The organism is Streptomyces ossamyceticus, from assembly GCF_001418475.1.
In the GTDB taxonomy this organism is placed as follows: domain Bacteria; phylum Actinomycetota; class Actinomycetes; order Streptomycetales; family Streptomycetaceae; genus Streptomyces; species Streptomyces ossamyceticus.
In genome coordinates this window covers 1-16,578 of record NZ_LIQX01000040.1, presented here as the reverse complement: position 1 = coordinate 16,578, position 16,578 = coordinate 1, and the positions used below count along the sequence as shown (strand labels likewise).

Below are 16,578 nucleotides of genomic sequence, written 5' to 3'. Positions count from 1 at the left end.
ACATCGGCCCTGGTCGAGCAGTGGGGCGGCACCCCGCCCGCCACCCTGCCCGGCGGCGCCCCCGCGCCCTGGGCGACGGAGCAGATCGGCACGGCGTGGACCGCGCCGCCGCCCCCGGCACAGGCCGAGGAGAGCGCCGCCGGGCAGGGTGGCGGGCGGGGTGCCGCCCCACTGCTCGACCAGGGCCGATGTACTGAACTCGCCCGATTCGTCCGGAAGATCACCTCCGGCAACCGGAATCGACCACTCGCCGGTCACGTCATGACCGGGGGCGGCGCCTTCCTGTGCGGCGGGCTCCTCGAACGTCCACTGCCCGGTCGAGCCGGGGTTGTACGTGAACCCGTCCTGCGCCGGGGGCTGCTGCTGCCCGGCGTTCGGGTCGTGCCACTGGGTGCCCTCGGCCGGCATGGCCCAGGAGCCCGCGCCGGACGGGTCGCTCCCGGCGGCGGGCGGGTTGGCCGCTATGGGCGGCGGCACATAGCCGTGGCCGGGCGCGGCGAGCGGGCTGTCGGCGGCGAGCAGCGCGTCGATGCCCCCCTCGGGGAGCTGAACGAAGGTGGTGGCGCCGTCGTCGTAGTCGCCCTGCGGCAGTCGCTCCCAGCCGCTCTGGCCCCCCTGCTGCCCGGTGCCCTCTCCGTGCTGGTCGTCGGTCACGACAGCGCCCTCCCCAGTGCTCGTCGGGCCAGCGCGGCGACGGTGCGCCGCAGGTGCAGTACGGCGGGCGGAAGCGGCGGCACGGAGCCGTCGACCTCGGGGGCCGGGTCCGGGATGCAGGCGGCGGCGACGTACTCGCCGAAGGCCTGCAACGCCTCGGGGACCAGGGTGCGCTCGCCGTCCCAGTCGATCAGCCCGGCGACCCACGCCTCGGCGTCCAGCGGGCGCAGCGGCATCGGCGCTATGGCGCCGACGGCGCACCGCACCCCGCGCCGGGCGGGGTCGAGGACGAGGGCGACCGAGGCGGCGGCACGGCCGGGGCCGGTCCGCCCGGTGGCCTTCAGGAAGACCTGGGGGGCGTGCAGCAGCGGCACGCGCACGAACCCGATCAGTTCGCCGGGGCGCAGCATCTCCATGCCGGCCAGCAGATGGGAGACGGGCATCTCACGGCGGGCCCCGCCCGGGCCCGCGATGACCAGCGTGGCCTCCAGGGCGGCCAGCACCGGCAGCGCGTCCCCCGTGGGGGCGGCCGTCGCGATGTTGCCGCCGAGGGTGCCCGCGTTGCGGATCTGCGGCGGTCCGGCGGCGCGCGCGGCGGCGGCGAGCGCCGGAATGAGCGCCGCGAAGTCCGGGCGCCCCATCCTGGCGTGCGTCAGTCCGGCGCCGAGCAGGGCGTGTCCGTCCTGGTACTGCCAGCCGCGGATCTCGCTGATCCTGCCCAGCCCGACCAGCGCGGCGGGCCTGAGCTGCCCGGAGTTGACCGCGGTCATGAGGTCCGTGCCGCCCGCCACCGGAACCGCCCAGGGCATGGCGGCGAGGGCCGCCACGGCCTCGTCGAGCGAGCCGGGCAGGGTCACGGCCTGCGCCGCCTGCGGTGCGTGCGTGGTCAAACCGGCTGCCCCTTCCCGCTGCCCCACCGTAGGGCCTGTCTTACGGATCACGCCTGGAGGCGGAGCTCGCTGAGCGCCCCGCTCACCGGCCATCATCCGGCACCGTTGCCCGAAGCCCGCATGATCCGAACGACAGACCCTGGTCCGCCTGTGTTGCCGTACGGTACGTGCTGACAGGGCGGACGTGGCAACTCTGGCACATTCTCGCGAGGCCCGAACGCGGGGGTCCGCTAGGAGGCATTCGCCCACCTCACCTCGGGGATGGTCCGTTTTGGTGCGAGATCTCCCCCAGGTTCTTTTTGCTGGCCTTCGGTGATTCCTGCGCCTCTTGTTCCAGGTGAGGGCCATCTCTCGGGGCATCGGCTTTCGGACGCGCGTGCGCGCCACCGCCTCACACGTTCGGGGGCGCCCCCTCGATCGGGCGTCCGAGCACTCCGGGGCGCCGCTGCCACGGGCGGGGCCCGCCGGGCGGCCGATAACCGACCCCCAGGGCGTCAAGTCGGCGATAGTGGTAGGTCATCCGCCGCTCGAAGTCGGCGAAGTCCCGTTCGGCGGGCGCGGGCAGGCGGCTCCAGGCCACCTCGGCGAAGGCCGCGAGCCGCGGGAACGCCTGGTAGTCCACGCGCGCGGGGTCCTCCATCACCTCGGTCCACACATTGGCCTGGGTGCCCAGCACGTGCCGTGCCTCCTCGGGCGTCAACTCCGACGGAACCGGCTCGAACCGGAAGACGTCCTCCAGGGTGCGCACATAGCCGATCGGGACCGGTTCGTCCGGGCCGTCGTGCTGACGGTGGTCCAGGTACACGTGCTGCTCGGGGCACATGACCACGTCGTGGCCCGCGCGGGCAGCCGTGACGCCGCCCGCGTAGCCCCGCCAGGACGACACGGCCGCACCCGGCGCGAGGCCGCCCTGCAGGATCTCGTCCCATCCGATCAGGCGACGCCCGCGCGCCGTCAGCCAGTTGTCGAAGTGCCGGACGAACCAAGACTGCAGGCCGTCCTCGTCCGTGAGTCCGAGCTCCCGGATGCGCGCCTGCGCGGTGGCCGAACGCTTCCACTGGTCCTTGACGCACTCGTCGCCGCCGATGTGCACGAACGTCGAGGGAAAGAGTTCCAGGACTTCCTCCAGGACCCCTTCGTAGAAGCGCAGGGTGTCGTCCGTGGGGGCGAGGACGTTCTCGTTGATGCCCCAGGTGTCCCAGACGGTGAGGGAGGCCGTGTCGACGACATCGGTGTTGCCCAGTTCCGGATACGCCGCGATCGCGGCCTGGCTGTGTCCCGGGATGTCGATCTCGGGGACCACGGTGATATGCCGTTCGGTGGCGTAGGCGACGATCTCGCGGAGGTCGTCCCGCGTGTAGTGACCGCCGTGCGGTTTCTCCTCCCACAGTGGTGACGCCCTATGACCGAATTTCGTACGGGCCCGCCAGGAGCCGACCTCCGTCAGCCTCGGGTATCGCTCGATCTCGACCCGCCATCCCTGGTCGTCCGTCAAGTGGAAGTGGAGGACGTTGAGTTTGTGCGCGGCCATCAGATCGAGATAGCGCAGCACCTGGTCCTTGGGCAGGAAGTGCCGGGCCACATCGAGCATCAGGCCGCGCCAGGCGAAGCGGGGGGCGTCCTCCACGGTGATCTCGGGAAGGTCCCAGTCCCGGTCGGGACGCAGGGGGGCCCGCCGGTGGGCGTCGGGCCCGAGCAACTGCCGGAAGGTCTGCGCGCCCCAGAAGACGCCTGCCGCGCTGCCGCCCTGGATGAGGTGGTCGGCGCTGCCGATGAGCAGGCGGTAGCCCTCCGGCGGCAGGTCCGGCGCGATGCCCAGGGTGAGCCGGGGTCCGGCCCCGTCGTCCTCCGCGAGGGCGTAACCGGTCGCGGCGCCGACCGTCGCCCGCAGCCAGCGCGCGACGCCCTCGGTACCGGGACCGGCCACCAGCCGCGTCTCCTCGTCCAGGCGACCCAGGCCCGGGTGGTTCCAGAAGAGGCGCCGGGGCGCCGGAATCAGTTCCGTTCCGTCGAGTTCCGTCATGCCACTTTCTGTCATGTCACTCCTTGACCGCTCCGCCCAGTCCGGAGACCAGCCGTCGCTGGACGAGTACGAAGAAGACCAGCACCGGAATCGTCATCACCGTGGACGCCGCCATCACGCCACCCCAGTCGGGTTCTTCCGGCTTGAAGTAGACGAGCAGGGCCATCGGCAACGTCGACCGGGAGGTGTCGCTGATGATGAAGGACTTGGCGAACAGGAAGTCGTTCCAGGTCGAGATGAAGGAGAAGACGCTGGTGGCGACCAGCCCCGGCAGGACGAGCGGGAAAAGGATCTGCCACAGGAATCGGGAACGGCTCGCCCCGTCGAGCTGGGCGGCCTCCTCCAGGGACTCCGGTACGGCCTTCACAAAGCCCCTCAGCATCCAGATCGCGAAGGGCAGGGAGAAGGCGATGTGGGGCAGGATCAGCGCGCCCAGGGTGTTGAGTTGACCGGCGTCCCGCATCAGGAAGAACAAGGGGATGGTGAGCGCCTCCACGGGCACCATCTGGGCGATCAGGAACATGATCAACAAGGTGGTCCGGAAACGGAAGCGGAATCGGGTCACCGCCGTCGCCGCGAGAAACGCGATCAGCGCGGAGGCGATCACCACGGCGCAGGCGACGACCAGGCTGTTGAGGAAGTAGCGGCCGAATTCCTGCTGCCCGAGGACCCGGCGGAAGGAATCCAGTGTCGGCGCGAGGGTCCAGGGCCGGGCCTCGGCCGACTCGATCTCCCCCGCCGGTCTGACGGCGCTCAACGCCATCCAGTACAACGGGAACGCCACCACGGCCGCGATGACCAGCGCGGACGCCTCCGCTACGAGCCGCCGGGGCCGCCTCGGCCGCCACCGGAATCCCGTCGAATTCACAGCTCCTCCCCCTGTCCGCGGAGCAGCCGCAAATACACCAGGGTGATCGCCAGCAGAATCAGCAGCATCACCACGCCGATCGCCGAGCCGAGGCTGTACTCGGAGGCGGCGAACGCCTTTTGGTAGGCATACACGTTCAGTACGAGGTTCTGGCCGGCGATACCGCCGCCGCCCGTCATCACATAGATCTGGGTGAAGACCTTGAAGTCCCAGATGATCGACTGAATGGTGACGACGACGAGGATCGGGCGGAGCATCGGGGCGAGCACCGACCGCCAGATCCGCCACTGCGAGGCCCCGTCGAGGGCCGCCGCCTCCAGGACCTCGGACGGGACGGCCCGGATGCCCGCGTAGACCGTGACCATCACGAACGGGAAGGAGCACCACACCACTTCCAGCAGGACGAGGAAGAAGGCGCTGTACCGCCCGTACGTCCACGAGTGGTCGCCCAGCCCGAGCACCCGGTTGACGGGGCCGAAGTCGGGGTCGAACAGCAGCAGCCACACGGTCGAGCCGGTGACCGCCGGGGTCGCCCACGCGCCCAGCGCGGCCAGCATCAGCGCCAGCCGCGGCACGGCCCGCACCCGGGTCAGCAGCACGGCCAGGGCGCAGCCGACGGCCAGCGTGGACACCACACAGGCCGTGGCGAAGCCGACGGTGGCCAGCAGCACCTGCCAGAACTGGGCGTCCGCGAAGAGTTCGGCGTAGTTCCCGACCCCCCGGAAGGAGGTCGGTTCGCCGCCGCTGACCTGCGCCTGGGTGTACTCCAGCAGGGAGATCAGGCCGAGCTGGCCGACGGGATAGACGAGCAGCGCGCCGAGCACGATCAGCGCGGGGGCGAGATAGAGCCAGGGAGTCCAGGCCGCGGCGCCCCGCGACCGCGGCCGGGCACGGGGGCGCGGGGCGGCGGGACCGCCTCGCACCCGCGAACGCGCCGTGCCGGCCGGGCTGGTGGGCACCAGCGTCACCCGACGGAGCTGAACGCGTCGTTCATCCGGTCCGCCGCGTCCTCGGACGCCTCGTCCACGTCCTTCTTGCCGCTGACGACCTCCTGGAACATCGTCGGCAGCACGAGGGACGCGTCGATCCGGGCCCACGCGGGCGAGACCGGCACGAACCTGGTCCCCGAGGCCAGCGTCTTCACGAACGGCTCGATGAACGGCTCCTTCTTCGCCGCCTCGGCCCGGACGTCGGTGTACGTCGGCAGGAAGCCCATCGCGTCGAAGAGCGCGCCCTGGGTCCGCTTGGACGCGAGCCGCTTCATGAGGTCGACGGCGAGCGTGCGGTGCGTGGTGCTCCTGAGTACGCCGATGTTGTTGCCGCCCGCGAACGCCGGCGCCACCGAACCGGACTTCACCCCCGGGAGTGGTACGACCGCGTACTTGCCCTTGACCTTCCCCGCCTCCACGGCGGCGTGGCTGAAGTCACCGCCGATGGCCATGCCGGCCTTGCCCGCGGCGAACGCGGTGACGGTGTCGTTGCCGCCCATGCCCGCGCACTTGGCAGCGGGGCAGTTGTCATCGCCGAACAGCGAGGTGTACGTCTCGATGCCCTTGCGGGCGGCGTCACTGTCGATGGTGGAGGCGTACGAGCCGCCCCGGCCCTCGGCTATCTCGCCGCCGTTGGCCCAGACGAAGGGCATCGCGCCGTAGGTGTACGCGCCGCCGACGACCAGCCCGTACAGCTCGGGCCTGGCCGCGCGGATCCGCTGGGCGGCGGTCGTCAGCTCGTCCAGGGTCTTCGGGGGTTCCAGACCGAGTTCCTCGAAGACGTCCGTGCGGTAGTAGAGGGCACGGACGCCGACGAAGAAGGGCGCGCCGTAGACCTTGCCGTCGACGGTGACGGAGGTCCTGGCGGTCGGGTCGGAGTCCTTGGAGTCGGCCCAGCCGTTGAACTCCGTGGTGACGTCGGCGAGTCCGCCGTCCTTGACGTAGCCGGCGGTGTCCGTGTTGCCGTACTCGATGACGTCGGGGGCGCTCTTCGGGTCGTTGAAGGCGGCCTTCATGCGCTCGGCGCGGGTCTCGACGGGGATGTACTCGACCTTGACCTTCGCGCCGTCGTGCGCCTTCTCGAAGGCGGCGACGACCTGGTCGACGACCTTCTCCTTCGGCTCGTTGCTCACCTCCCGGAAGAGCCACAGCCGCAGGGTGCCGGTCCTGTCGTCCTTCGCTGCGGACGAGTTGTCGGACGTCCCGGGAGCGCAGGCGGTGAGCCCCGCGAGAGCGAGGGCCGCGATGGGGGCGACGAGTCGGGCGGCGAGCTTCATGGCGCGGGGTCCTCCGGAGGGGGGTGCGGAGCGTTGCATTCTCTGCAACAGGCGTTCTGCTCTCTACAACACACCGGAGGCTATGGAGTACATGAACATGACCACAAGAGGTCTCGACCAGTTGTGACCAAGAGAGGGCGCCTGATGGCTCGGGGGCGCGGGTTCGTCGGCGACTGCGGGTGGTTCGTGGTTTCTCGCGCAGTTCCCCGCGCCCCTGAAGGCATGGGCCTACGGCCGACCCTTCATGAAAAGCACGGGCCGCAGCCCCGGCCGCTTTTCAGGGGCGCGGGGAACTGCGCGACAAGCCCCCACTCACCCGCACCCGCCGCACAACCAGCGCGCCCCCTAGCTACTGGGCGCCCGGCGCAGCAAAGACCGCGGTACCCGCTTCCGGGGTACCGCGGTCACATGATCCGGCCGCTACTTCTTGCCGCCGCCGTCGTCGTCCCCGCCACCCGCACCGAGCGAGTCGAAGATCTCCTTGCACATGGGGCACACGGGGTACTTCTTCGGGTCGCGACCCGGTACCCACACCTTCCCGCACAACGCCACGACGGGCGTGCCGTCGAGCGCGCTCGCCATGATCTTGTCCTTCTGGACGTAGTGGGCGAAGCGCTCGTGGTCACCGTCGCCGTGCGACACCTGCGGCGTCGGCTCGACGAGGGTCCCCGTACCAGTACCGCGCTCGGGCTCAAGAGTGCTCATGCCGCCAAGGGTACTGGGGCTCACGCGCATCAGTTGAGCGAAGGGTCGTCGGGGTACGTGGCCACCATCGCGAGTTCGCTGCGCTGGCGGCGCAGGACCTCCCGCCAGAGCCGTTCGGGCGAGGGGGACGACACGTCGCCGGGTTCCGACTCGACGACGTACCAGGCGCCCTCGACCAGTTCGTCCTCCAACTGGCCGGGGCCCCAGCCCGCGTAGCCGGCGAAGATGCGCAGCGAGCCGAGCGCCGAGGCGAGGAGTTCCGGCGGGGCCTCCAGGTCGACGAGCCCGATCGCGCCGTGGACGCGCCGCCAGCCGAGCGGGGCCCGGTCGACGGGGCCGCCGCCGGGTATCACCGCGACACCGAGCGCCGAGTCCAGGGACACCGGGCCGCCCTGGAAGACGACCCCGGGTTCGCCGGCGAGTTCCGCCCAGCCCTCCAGGATGTCCCCGACGTCCACCGGGGTGGGGCGGTTGAGGACCACCCCGAGCGAGCCCTCCTCGTCGTGGTCGAGGAGCAGCACCACAGCGCGGTCGAAGTTCGGGTCCGCCAGGGCGGGCGTGGCCACGAGCAGCCGCCCTGTGAGCGAGGACACCTCGGTCATGCCAGACATGATCCCGCATCCTGCCCGTGCGCGGGGAGCCAATCCCGGGAGCGGAGTGAACGCAGCTCAGGGCGCACCGGTGCGGACCCCGCGCACAGCCGGTTCGGTGACCCCATGTGCCCGTCCGTGGACGGTTCGTGTTGTGGCGAACTCATGACGTGGCTGAGAAGTACTCGGGCTTACGGAAGGGGGGTGGGCGGCGTTTACGCTAGCCCTTCCGGCCCACGCCGAAACGGCTCCCGCACAACGGGAAAACCGGTCGGTCCCCCACGCCGTAACGCCCTCTGCCCTACTCCACGGAACGCGAGATTCATGACCGTCAACGGCTCTGACGACGTACTGCTTGTACACGGCGGCACCCCGCTCAGTGGCGAGATCCGTGTCCGCGGTGCGAAGAACCTCGTACCCAAGGCCATGGTCGCCGCGCTGCTCGGCAGTGGTCCGAGCCGGCTGCGCAACGTCCCCGACATCCGCGACGTGCGGGTGGTGCGCGGGCTGCTTCAGCTGCACGGCGTAACGGTCCGTCCGGGGGACGAACCGGGCGAGCTGGTGATGGACCCGACGAACGTGGAGAGCGCGAACGTCGCCGACATCGACGCCCACGCGGGCTCCTCGCGCATCCCGATCCTGTTCTGCGGCCCGCTGCTGCACCGGATCGGCCACGCCTTCATCCCCGGTCTCGGCGGCTGCGACATAGGCGGCCGGCCGATCGACTTCCACTTCGAGGTGCTCCGGCAGTTCGGCGCGAAGATCGAGAAGCGGGAGGACGGCCAGTACCTGGAGGCCCCGCGGCGGCTGCGCGGTACGAAGATCCGGCTGCCGTACCCGTCGGTCGGCGCGACCGAGCAGGTGCTGCTCACGGCCGTCCTCGCGGAGGGCGTGACGGAGCTGTCGAACGCGGCGATCGAGCCGGAGATCGAGGACCTCATCTGCGTCCTGCAGAAGATGGGCTCCATCATCGCGATGGACACCGACCGCACGATCCGCATCACCGGTGTGGACTCGCTCGGCGGCTACACCCACAAGGCCCTCCCGGACCGTCTGGAGGCCGCCTCCTGGGCGTCCGCCGCACTGGCGACGGAGGGTGACATCTACGTCCGGGGCGCCCAGCAGCGTTCGATGATGACGTTCCTGAACACCTACCGGAAGGTGGGTGGCGCGTTCGAGATCGACGACGAGGGCATCCGCTTCTGGCACCCCGGCGGCCAGCTGAAGTCGATCGCCCTGGAGACGGACGTCCACCCCGGTTTCCAGACCGACTGGCAGCAGCCGCTGGTGGTGGCCCTGACGCAGGCCACGGGTCTGTCGATCATCCACGAGACGGTCTACGAGTCCCGGCTGGGCTTCACGTCCGCGCTGAACCAGATGGGCGCGCACATCCAGCTCTACCGCGAGTGCCTCGGCGGCTCCAACTGCCGCTTCGGCCAGCGGAACTTCCTGCACTCCGCGGTCGTGTCGGGCCCGACGAAGCTCCAGGGCGCCGACCTGGTCATCCCCGACCTCCGCGGCGGCTTCTCGTACCTGATCGCGGCCCTCGCCGCCCAGGGCACGTCCCGCGTCCACGGCATCGACCTCATCAACCGCGGCTACGAGAACTTCATGGAGAAGCTCATGGAGCTCGGCGCGAAGGTGGAACTGCCGGGCAAGGCCCTCGGCTGACACACCGGCCGTCGGGCTGAGGCGCTGCCCGAGAAACGCCTGTGGGGCGGCCTCCCGGTCCGGGAGGCCGCCCCACTGGCGTTACCGGGCCTCGTACGCCGCCGTGCGGCATACGGGCGGCGGGATCACTTGCCCTTGGCGGCTTCCTTGAGCTTGCTGCCCGCGGAGACCTTGACGCTGTAGCCGGCGGGGATCTGGATCGGGTCGCCGGTCTGCGGGTTGCGCGCGGTGCGAGCGGCACGGTGGGTGCGCTCGAAGGTCAGGAAACCGGGGATGGTGACCTTCTCGTCGCCCTTGGAGACGATGTCACCGACGACGTCGGCGAACGCGGCCAGCACGGCGTCGGCGTCCTTGCGGGTCACCTCGGCGCGGTCGGCCAGCGCGGCCACCAGCTCACTGCGGTTCATGTTCTTACTCCCGTGTTCTTCTTGCCGTTGAGGCGGACCCGGGTCCGTCGTCAGACCCTCGCGCCCAGGGACGCATCCTGCACTCACCTGCGGCGGGAAAGCCAATCCGGCACCCTTGGGAGTCACACGAACACCCATGGGAGTCACACGAAAAGCGCCATGTCCACGCCGGTCCCGCTCGGCCCGCCACGACGGCGGACTGGCCGCCACCCTAGGCGTACGTACGGCCCGGACCCCCGCGACGCGCCGGGATCCGGGCCCATCGTGGTGACCGTCACAGTCGGCCGGAGCCGCCTTCGGGCCCCCCGCGACCGGGGTCAGGCCGTGGCGCCGGCGGCCTTCGCGGCCTCACGGACCGCGCCGGCGACCGCTCCCGCGACCTTGTCGTTGAAGACGCTCGGGATGATGTAGTTCGGGTTCAGCTCGTCCTCGGTGACGACGTCGGCCAGGGCCTTCGCGGCGGCGATCATCATCTCCGTGTTGACGGTGCGGGACTGGGCGTCGAGGAGCCCGCGGAAGACACCCGGAAAGACCAGCACGTTGTTGATCTGGTTCGGGAAGTCGGAGCGGCCGGTGGCCACGACGGCCGCCGTCTGACGGGCCACGGCGGGGTCGACCTCGGGGTCCGGGTTCGCGAGCGCGAACACGATCGCGTTGTCGGCCATGGCGGCCACGTCATCGCCGTCGAGGACGTTCGGGGCGGAGACGCCGATGAAGACGTCCGCGTCGCGCACGGCCTCCTTCAGCGTGCCGGTGAGGCCCTCGGGGTTGGTGTTGTCGGCGATCCAGCGCAGCGGGGAGTCGGCGGCGGCGTCGACCAGGTCCGCGCGGTCGCAGTGCACGACACCGTGGATGTCGGCGACGACGGCGTTCTTCACACCGGCGGCGATGAGCAGCTTGAGGATGGCCGTACCGGCCGCGCCGGCGCCGGACATGACGACGCGGATGTCGCCGATCCCCTTGCCCGCCACACGAAGTGCGTTGGTGAGGGCGGCGAGCACGACGATCGCGGTGCCGTGCTGGTCGTCGTGGAAGACGGGGATGTCGAGGGCCTCGCGCAGCCGGGCCTCGATCTCGAAGCAGCGGGGCGCGGAGATGTCCTCCAGGTTGATGCCCGCGAAGCCGGGGGCGATCGCCTTGACGATCTCGACGATCGCGTCGGTGTCCTGGGTGTCGAGGCAGAGCGGCCAGGCGTCGATGCCGGCGAACCGCTTGAAGAGGGCCGCCTTGCCCTCCATGACGGGCAGCGCGGCCTTGGGGCCGATATTGCCGAGGCCGAGGACGGCGGAGCCGTCCGTCACGACCGCAACGGAGTTGCGCTTGATGGTGAGGCGGCGGGCGTCCTCGGGGTTCTCGGCGATCGCCATGCAGACGCGGGCCACACCGGGCGTGTAGATCATCGAGAGGTCGTCACGGTTGCGGATGGGGTGCTTCGACGCCATCTCGATCTTGCCGCCGAGGTGCATCAGGAACGTACGGTCGGAGACCTTGCCGAGCGTCACGCCCTCGATGTCACGCAGCTGCTCCACGATCTCGTCGGCGTGCGCGGTGGAGGTGGCCGCGATGGTGACGTCGATGCGGAGCTTCTCGTGGCCGGATGCGGTCACGTCGAGGCCGGTCACCGAGCCTCCGTGGGACTCGACGGCCGTGGTGAGCTGGGAGACCGCGGTTCCGCTCGCGGGCACCTCCAGGCGGACCGTCATCGAGTAGGAGACGCTGGGCGCCGTTGCCATGGCCGACTTCCTCTGCTTTCGCTACTGCGTTGGTGCGTTTTGCCGTCCGATCGTCGCACCTACCACCGAGTAGGCGTTAGCCCGGCGGAGTTCTGAACGTTTTGTTCTCAACAGAAAGAGGTCCACGTCACAGGGACGTGGACCTCTCGCCTACCAATCGCGTCTAGGTGGCACCGACCCGCCATGCTCGCCTCGCGGCAAGTGGTCGCTCTGAGCGACGAAGGTTGGGCCCGGGGGCTTGGATCGAGCCGGTGCCGTACTCAGGTTAACAGGCGCCTGACGACTCGGGGAGTTGCTGATGCGTCGGCGGGTGCGGGCGAGGTGTGGTTGCCCGCAGCCGACCGACTACCCCCTCAGTCCCGCAACAGGTCGGGGATGCCGTGGGCGTCGGGGTCGTCCCTCTCCGCCGAGACCACCGTCAGCTGCTGGGTCGCCCTCGTCAGGGCCACGTACAGGACTCGCAGGCCCGCCGGGGACTCGTCGGCGATCTCCGCCGGGGAGACGACCACCGTCGCGTCGTACTCCAGGCCCTTCGCCTCCAGGCTGCCGAGGGCGACGACGCGGTCGCCCAGGCCGGCCAGCCAGCGCGCGGCCTCCTCACGGCGGTTCATCGCGACGACCACGCCGACGGTGCCGTCGACGAGGTCCAGCAGCCGCGCGGCCTCCGCGCGGACCGTGCGGGCCAGGGTGTCGCGCTGGGCGGTGACGAAGCGGGGCTCGACGCCGGTGGAGCGGACCGCGGACGGGGATTCGGAGCCCGGCATCGCCAGCGCAAGCACCTTCGCCGCCAGTTCGGCGATCTCGGCCGGGTTGCGGTAGTTGACGGTGAGGGTGAATCGGCGGCGCGGGCGGCTGCCCAGCGCCTCGTCGCGGGCCTCGGCCGCCTCGTCGGGGTCGGACCAGGAGGACTGGGCGGGGTCGCCCACGACCGTCCAGGTGGCGTGGCGGCCGCGGCGGCCCACCATGCGCCACTGCATCGGGGTCAGGTCCTGCGCCTCGTCGACGATGATGTGCGCGTACTCGGTGCGTTCCTGGGCCAGCCGCTCGGCGCGTTCGCGCTGGGTCTCCTCCCGCACGGGCATCAGCTCCTCCAGGCCCGAGAGCTGGTCGAGCGGGTCGAGATCGCGCTTCTTGCGGGGGCGGGCGGGCACGCCGAGGATCGCCTGGAGCTCGTCGAGCACGGCGACGTCGTGGACGGAGAGGCCGTCCCGCTTGAGGGAGCGGGCGACCCGGCGGACCTCGCCGGGGTTGAGGATGCGCCGGGCCCAGCGGCCGAGGCGGCGCTCGTCGGCCATGGCGGTGAGGACCGCGCGGGGCGTCAGCTCGGGCCACCAGGCGTCGAGGAAGGCGATGAAGTCGTCCTCGCTGGTGATGTCCTCGTCGAAGGAGGAGCGGAGCTCGGCGGCGAGTTCGGGGTCCGTGTGCCGTCCCGCGGCACCCGACCGGTCCCACAGCGCGTCGAGGAGGAGCTTGCGGGCACGGGGGCGCAGCAGGTTGACGGGGGCGGTTCCGCCGAGCGCGTTGCGGCGGACGCGGTCCAGTTCCTCGGCCTCCAGCTCCAGCCGCCGGCCGAAGGCGACGACACGCAGCCGGGTGGGCGCGTCGCTCCGCTCCAGCGCGCCCCGGGCGGCCTTCCGCAACACCTTGAGCATGCGGTACGAGCCCTTGGCACGGGCCACGGCCGGGGAGTCGTACAGGGTGGCCTCCGCGCCGTCGACGAGGGAGCCGATGGCGCGGATGGCGACCTGGCCCTCCTCGCCGAGCGAGGGCAGGACGCCCTCGGTGTACGCGACGAGCAGCGGGGTCGGGGAGACGATGAGGATGCCGCCCGCGTACCGGCGCCGGTCCTGGTAGAGGAGGTACGCGGCGCGGTGCAGGGCGACGGCCGTCTTGCCGGTGCCGGGCCCGCCCTCGACGTACGTCACGGAGGCGGCGGGGGCGCGGATCACCAGGTCCTGCTCGGCCTGGATGGAGGCGACGATGTCCCGCATGGTGTGGCTGCGGGCCTGGCCGAGGGCGGCCATCAGGGCGCCGTCGCCGATGACGGGCAGCTCGTGGCCGTCGAGGCGCGCCGTCAGCTCGGGGCGCATCAGGTCGTCCTCGACGCCGAGCACCTTGCGCCCCTTGGAGCGGATGACGCGGCGGCGGACGACCCGGCCGGGGTCGACGGGGGTCGAGCGGTAGAAGGGGGCGGCGGCGGGGGCCCGCCAGTCGATGACCAGCGGCGCGTACTCGGAGTCGAGGACACCGATACGGCCGATGTGCAGGGTCTCGGCGATGTCGGCGGTGTTGTCGGGGCGGACCGCGCCCTCGGCGGGCTCGACGGCGGTGTACGCGCCGTCCGGACCCTTCTTGCCGTCCTTGCCGAGGAGGAGGTCGATACGGCCGAAGAGGAAGTCCTCGAACTCGTTGTTCAGACGGTTCAGATGGATGCCCGCACGGAAGACCTGGGCATCCCGCTCGGCGAGCGCGCCGGGGGTGCCGACCTGGCCGCGCTTCGCCGCGTCGTTCATCAGGAACTCCGCCTCGTGGATCTTCTCCTCGAGACGCCGGTACACCCGGTCCAGATGTTCCTGTTCCACGCCGATCTCCCGCTCACGGACGGAGTCGTGAGCGGAGTCGAGCGTTTCCTGCTGAACCTGAGCGGCCACCCGGGCCCCCTTCTGACGTGCTGGGCAGCCGTCCACCGTACGCGACGGTAGCCCCCGGGGGGAACAGCCGGTGCCCCGCGCCCCCGAAAGACGGGGGGACGCGGGGCACCGGTCGGTTACGCCTCGACCTGGACCAGCTTCTTGCCGGAGAAGGTCAGGACCTCGAAGTGGTCGATCTCGTCCGGGGTGAAGGCGGCGCCGCCCTCGACGTAGAGCGGGTTCTTCGCCTGCTCCGTCTTGGCGCCCTTGATGCCGTAACCCCAGGTCGGGACGGACCAGGAGGTGACCGTCTCCCGCTCGCCGTTCTTGCCGACGGCGATCAGCGAGCACTTCTCCGGGCCCTTGACGTTCTTCAGCTCCAGGACGGCGTGGGTTCCCCACGCCTTCTCCTGGGTGGCGACCGTCGCTCTGACCTGGCTGGACGCGTCCGTGGACGAGACCTTGTCCGCGGACGCGATCCCCATGAAGGCGTCCTTTGCCGGGTTGGCGGCCAGCGGTGTGGCCGACTTGTCGTCCTCGCCACCACCGGCCGTCGCGAACACCGCGGTGGGACCCGCGATGATCGCCGCGATACCGGCCGCCAGCATGAAGAAGTTGCGCCGGCTCTTCTTGGCCCGGTGCTGGACGACCTCGCCGACCAGCCGGTCCGAGAGCTTCGTGCTCGGTTTCGCCGCCAGGGACTCACCGATCGCCGGTGTCCCCTGGGCCGCGGGCAGATCGGCGAGGGCGGCCAGCATCGGTTCCATGCCGGCCAGCTCGTCGAGCTGCTGACCGCACCATTCGCACGTGGCGAGATGGGCCTCGAATTGTGTGGCCTCGGCGTCGTCCAGTATCCCGAGGGCGTACGCGCCGACGGTTTCGTGGATGTTGTCGCCGGAACCTTGGGCTCCTTGCACAGACCCGGGCATTCCCGGTCCATACCCCCCGTAGATGTTGCTCATGCCGTCACCCCGCGCTCCTCCAGAGCCAGCTTCATCGACCGCAGGGCGTAGAACACCCGGGAGCGGACGGTTCCACTGGGGATGCCAAGCGTCTCGGCCGCCTCATTGACCGTACGCCCTTTGAAATAGGTCTCGACCAGGACTTCCCTGTGGGCAGGGGTCAGGTCGTCCAGCGCGTCCGACAGTGTCATCAGCCACAACGCCTTGTCGATCTCGTCCTCCGCGGGGATGACCTCCAGCGGCGACGGGTCGACCTCCTGCGGCCGGGCCTGCCGGCTGCGGTGGCCGTCGATGACGATGCGGCGTGCGACCGTCACCAGCCAGGGGCGTACCGATCCGGTCGCTCGATTGAGCTGACCGGCGTTCTTCCAGGCCCTGATGAGAGTTTCCTGCACAACGTCCTCGGCGCGTTGGCGGTCGCCCGCGACCAGACGCAGCACGTACGCGAGCAAGGGTCCAGCATGCTCGCGGTACAGCGCGCGCATCAGCTCCTCGTCTGGCTCTGAGGGCTGTGATGCGCGATGTCGTGCCCTGTGCGGGCGGTCATCGGCCACAGCGGAATCCTTGCGCACGGCTACCTCCGGTGTCCGGGGGTTCCCCCAGTCGGTCGCTCACATCGGGATACGTAGGTAACCAGGTGTGTGTTCAGAGTTGAGCCACAACTTTCTCGATTAAACGCGGGGTTGGTGGGGCTCCTGAGGGACAAGCGCGGCTAAATCAGCTTCAAAACCTGCGCCGGAGGGCGGGAATTGTGAAGATGTGGACCTCGCGGTGTGAAAAACAGCACTGCTGCTTCTTTACGCGAGTGGGCCGGTTGCCCAACTGCTAGGCGATGCAGGGGACATGGGCAATCCATCGCCAAGCGGCGGTAAACGGGGCGGAAGGTGCGTGGTCTACGCGCGTGAAACGGCCGCGCGGCGGCGATGCCGGGCCACGCGTTCGCGATTGCCGCAGATCTCGCTGGAGCACCAGCGGCGGCGTCGGCCCCGGGACGTGTCGACGTACACGAGGGGGCAGTTGTCGCCGGCGCACTGGCGCAGGCTCGCGCAGGCGACGGGGTCGGTGAGCAACTCGACGGTGTCGCGGGCGACGACGGCGAGGAGGGCGGCACGGTCGGGGGTGTGCGCGAGGGCGCGGGTGAGGACGCCGGTGTCCGTGCGGACGGCTCGGGGGGCGGGG

Annotated in this window: 14 protein-coding genes and 1 pseudogene; 1 reads left to right on the top strand and 14 read right to left on the bottom strand. The window is 70.6% G+C overall.

The genetic code is table 11. The features are described from left to right. The 8 genes and pseudogenes from AOK15_RS43560 to AOK15_RS03820 all read right to left on the bottom strand — a co-directional run. Positions 1–654: pseudogene (locus AOK15_RS43560) on the bottom strand (hypothetical protein); the annotation flags it as partial. Beyond that, positions 651–1,544, bottom strand: a complete 894-nt coding sequence (locus tag AOK15_RS03850) for an FAD binding domain-containing protein (protein ID WP_055512741.1) — start codon at positions 1,542–1,544, stop codon at positions 651–653. The gene AOK15_RS03850 and the pseudogene AOK15_RS43560, both read right to left, overlap by 4 nt. A gap of 391 nt (positions 1,545–1,935) precedes the next feature. After that, entirely contained in the window at positions 1,936–3,582 is a 1,647-nt protein-coding gene (locus tag AOK15_RS03845) for a beta-N-acetylhexosaminidase (protein WP_420876850.1), read from the bottom strand. Between the two features lies 1 nt (position 3,583). Next, a complete protein-coding gene (locus tag AOK15_RS03840) occupies positions 3,584–4,435 on the bottom strand; it encodes a carbohydrate ABC transporter permease (RefSeq protein WP_055512736.1) in 852 nt (283 codons plus the stop codon). After that, the gene (locus AOK15_RS03835) at positions 4,432–5,394 is read right to left on the bottom strand and encodes a carbohydrate ABC transporter permease (RefSeq protein WP_420876849.1); all 963 of its coding nucleotides are present in this window, start codon (positions 5,392–5,394) and stop codon (positions 4,432–4,434) included. Before AOK15_RS03835 ends, AOK15_RS03840 begins: the two co-directional genes overlap by 4 nt. Before the next feature lie 5 nt (positions 5,395–5,399). Next, positions 5,400–6,701 carry an extracellular solute-binding protein gene (locus AOK15_RS03830; RefSeq protein WP_055512733.1) on the bottom strand — a complete coding sequence of 434 codons (1,302 nt, stop codon included), beginning with the start codon at positions 6,699–6,701 and terminating at the stop codon, positions 5,400–5,402. A gap of 420 nt (positions 6,702–7,121) precedes the next feature. Continuing rightward, complete coding sequence (locus AOK15_RS03825; protein ID WP_079049583.1) at positions 7,122–7,406, bottom strand: DUF3039 domain-containing protein; 285 nt, start codon at positions 7,404–7,406, stop codon at positions 7,122–7,124. A 29-nt stretch (positions 7,407–7,435) separates the two neighbouring features. Further along, positions 7,436–8,008 carry a YqgE/AlgH family protein gene (locus AOK15_RS03820; RefSeq protein WP_055512729.1) on the bottom strand — a complete coding sequence of 191 codons (573 nt, stop codon included), beginning with the start codon at positions 8,006–8,008 and terminating at the stop codon, positions 7,436–7,438. A gap of 312 nt (positions 8,009–8,320) precedes the next feature. On the opposite strand from AOK15_RS03820, the gene murA reads away from it, so the two are divergent. Beyond that, positions 8,321–9,667, top strand: a complete 1,347-nt coding sequence (gene murA, locus AOK15_RS03815) for a UDP-N-acetylglucosamine 1-carboxyvinyltransferase (RefSeq protein WP_055512727.1) — start codon at positions 8,321–8,323, stop codon at positions 9,665–9,667. 125 nt (positions 9,668–9,792) lie between these two features. Here the strand turns inward: murA and AOK15_RS03810 are convergent, their stop codons facing one another. From AOK15_RS03810 to AOK15_RS03785, 6 genes are all read right to left on the bottom strand, one after another. Further along, the gene (locus AOK15_RS03810; RefSeq protein ID WP_055512725.1) at positions 9,793–10,074 is read right to left on the bottom strand and encodes an HU family DNA-binding protein; all 282 of its coding nucleotides are present in this window, start codon (positions 10,072–10,074) and stop codon (positions 9,793–9,795) included. A gap of 317 nt (positions 10,075–10,391) precedes the next feature. Then, positions 10,392–11,807 carry an NAD-dependent malic enzyme gene (locus AOK15_RS03805; RefSeq protein ID WP_055512723.1) on the bottom strand — a complete coding sequence of 472 codons (1,416 nt, stop codon included), beginning with the start codon at positions 11,805–11,807 and terminating at the stop codon, positions 10,392–10,394. A gap of 353 nt (positions 11,808–12,160) precedes the next feature. Continuing rightward, positions 12,161–14,458: a HelD family protein gene (locus tag AOK15_RS03800; protein ID WP_055512721.1), complete on the bottom strand. Its 2,298-nt coding sequence runs from the start codon at positions 14,456–14,458 to the stop codon at positions 12,161–12,163. A gap of 116 nt (positions 14,459–14,574) precedes the next feature. Next, on the bottom strand, positions 14,575–15,366 hold the full coding sequence (locus tag AOK15_RS03795) for a zf-HC2 domain-containing protein (RefSeq protein ID WP_185093713.1): 792 nt from the start codon (positions 15,364–15,366) through the stop codon (positions 14,575–14,577). A 29-nt stretch (positions 15,367–15,395) separates the two neighbouring features. Further along, positions 15,396–15,971, bottom strand: coding sequence for a sigma-70 family RNA polymerase sigma factor (locus AOK15_RS03790; protein WP_079049401.1), 576 nt, complete (start codon positions 15,969–15,971; stop codon positions 15,396–15,398). A 321-nt stretch (positions 15,972–16,292) separates the two neighbouring features. Next, positions 16,293–16,578 (bottom strand): CGNR zinc finger domain-containing protein (locus tag AOK15_RS03785; protein WP_167738786.1); only part of this gene is annotated, 286 nt, incomplete at its 5' end.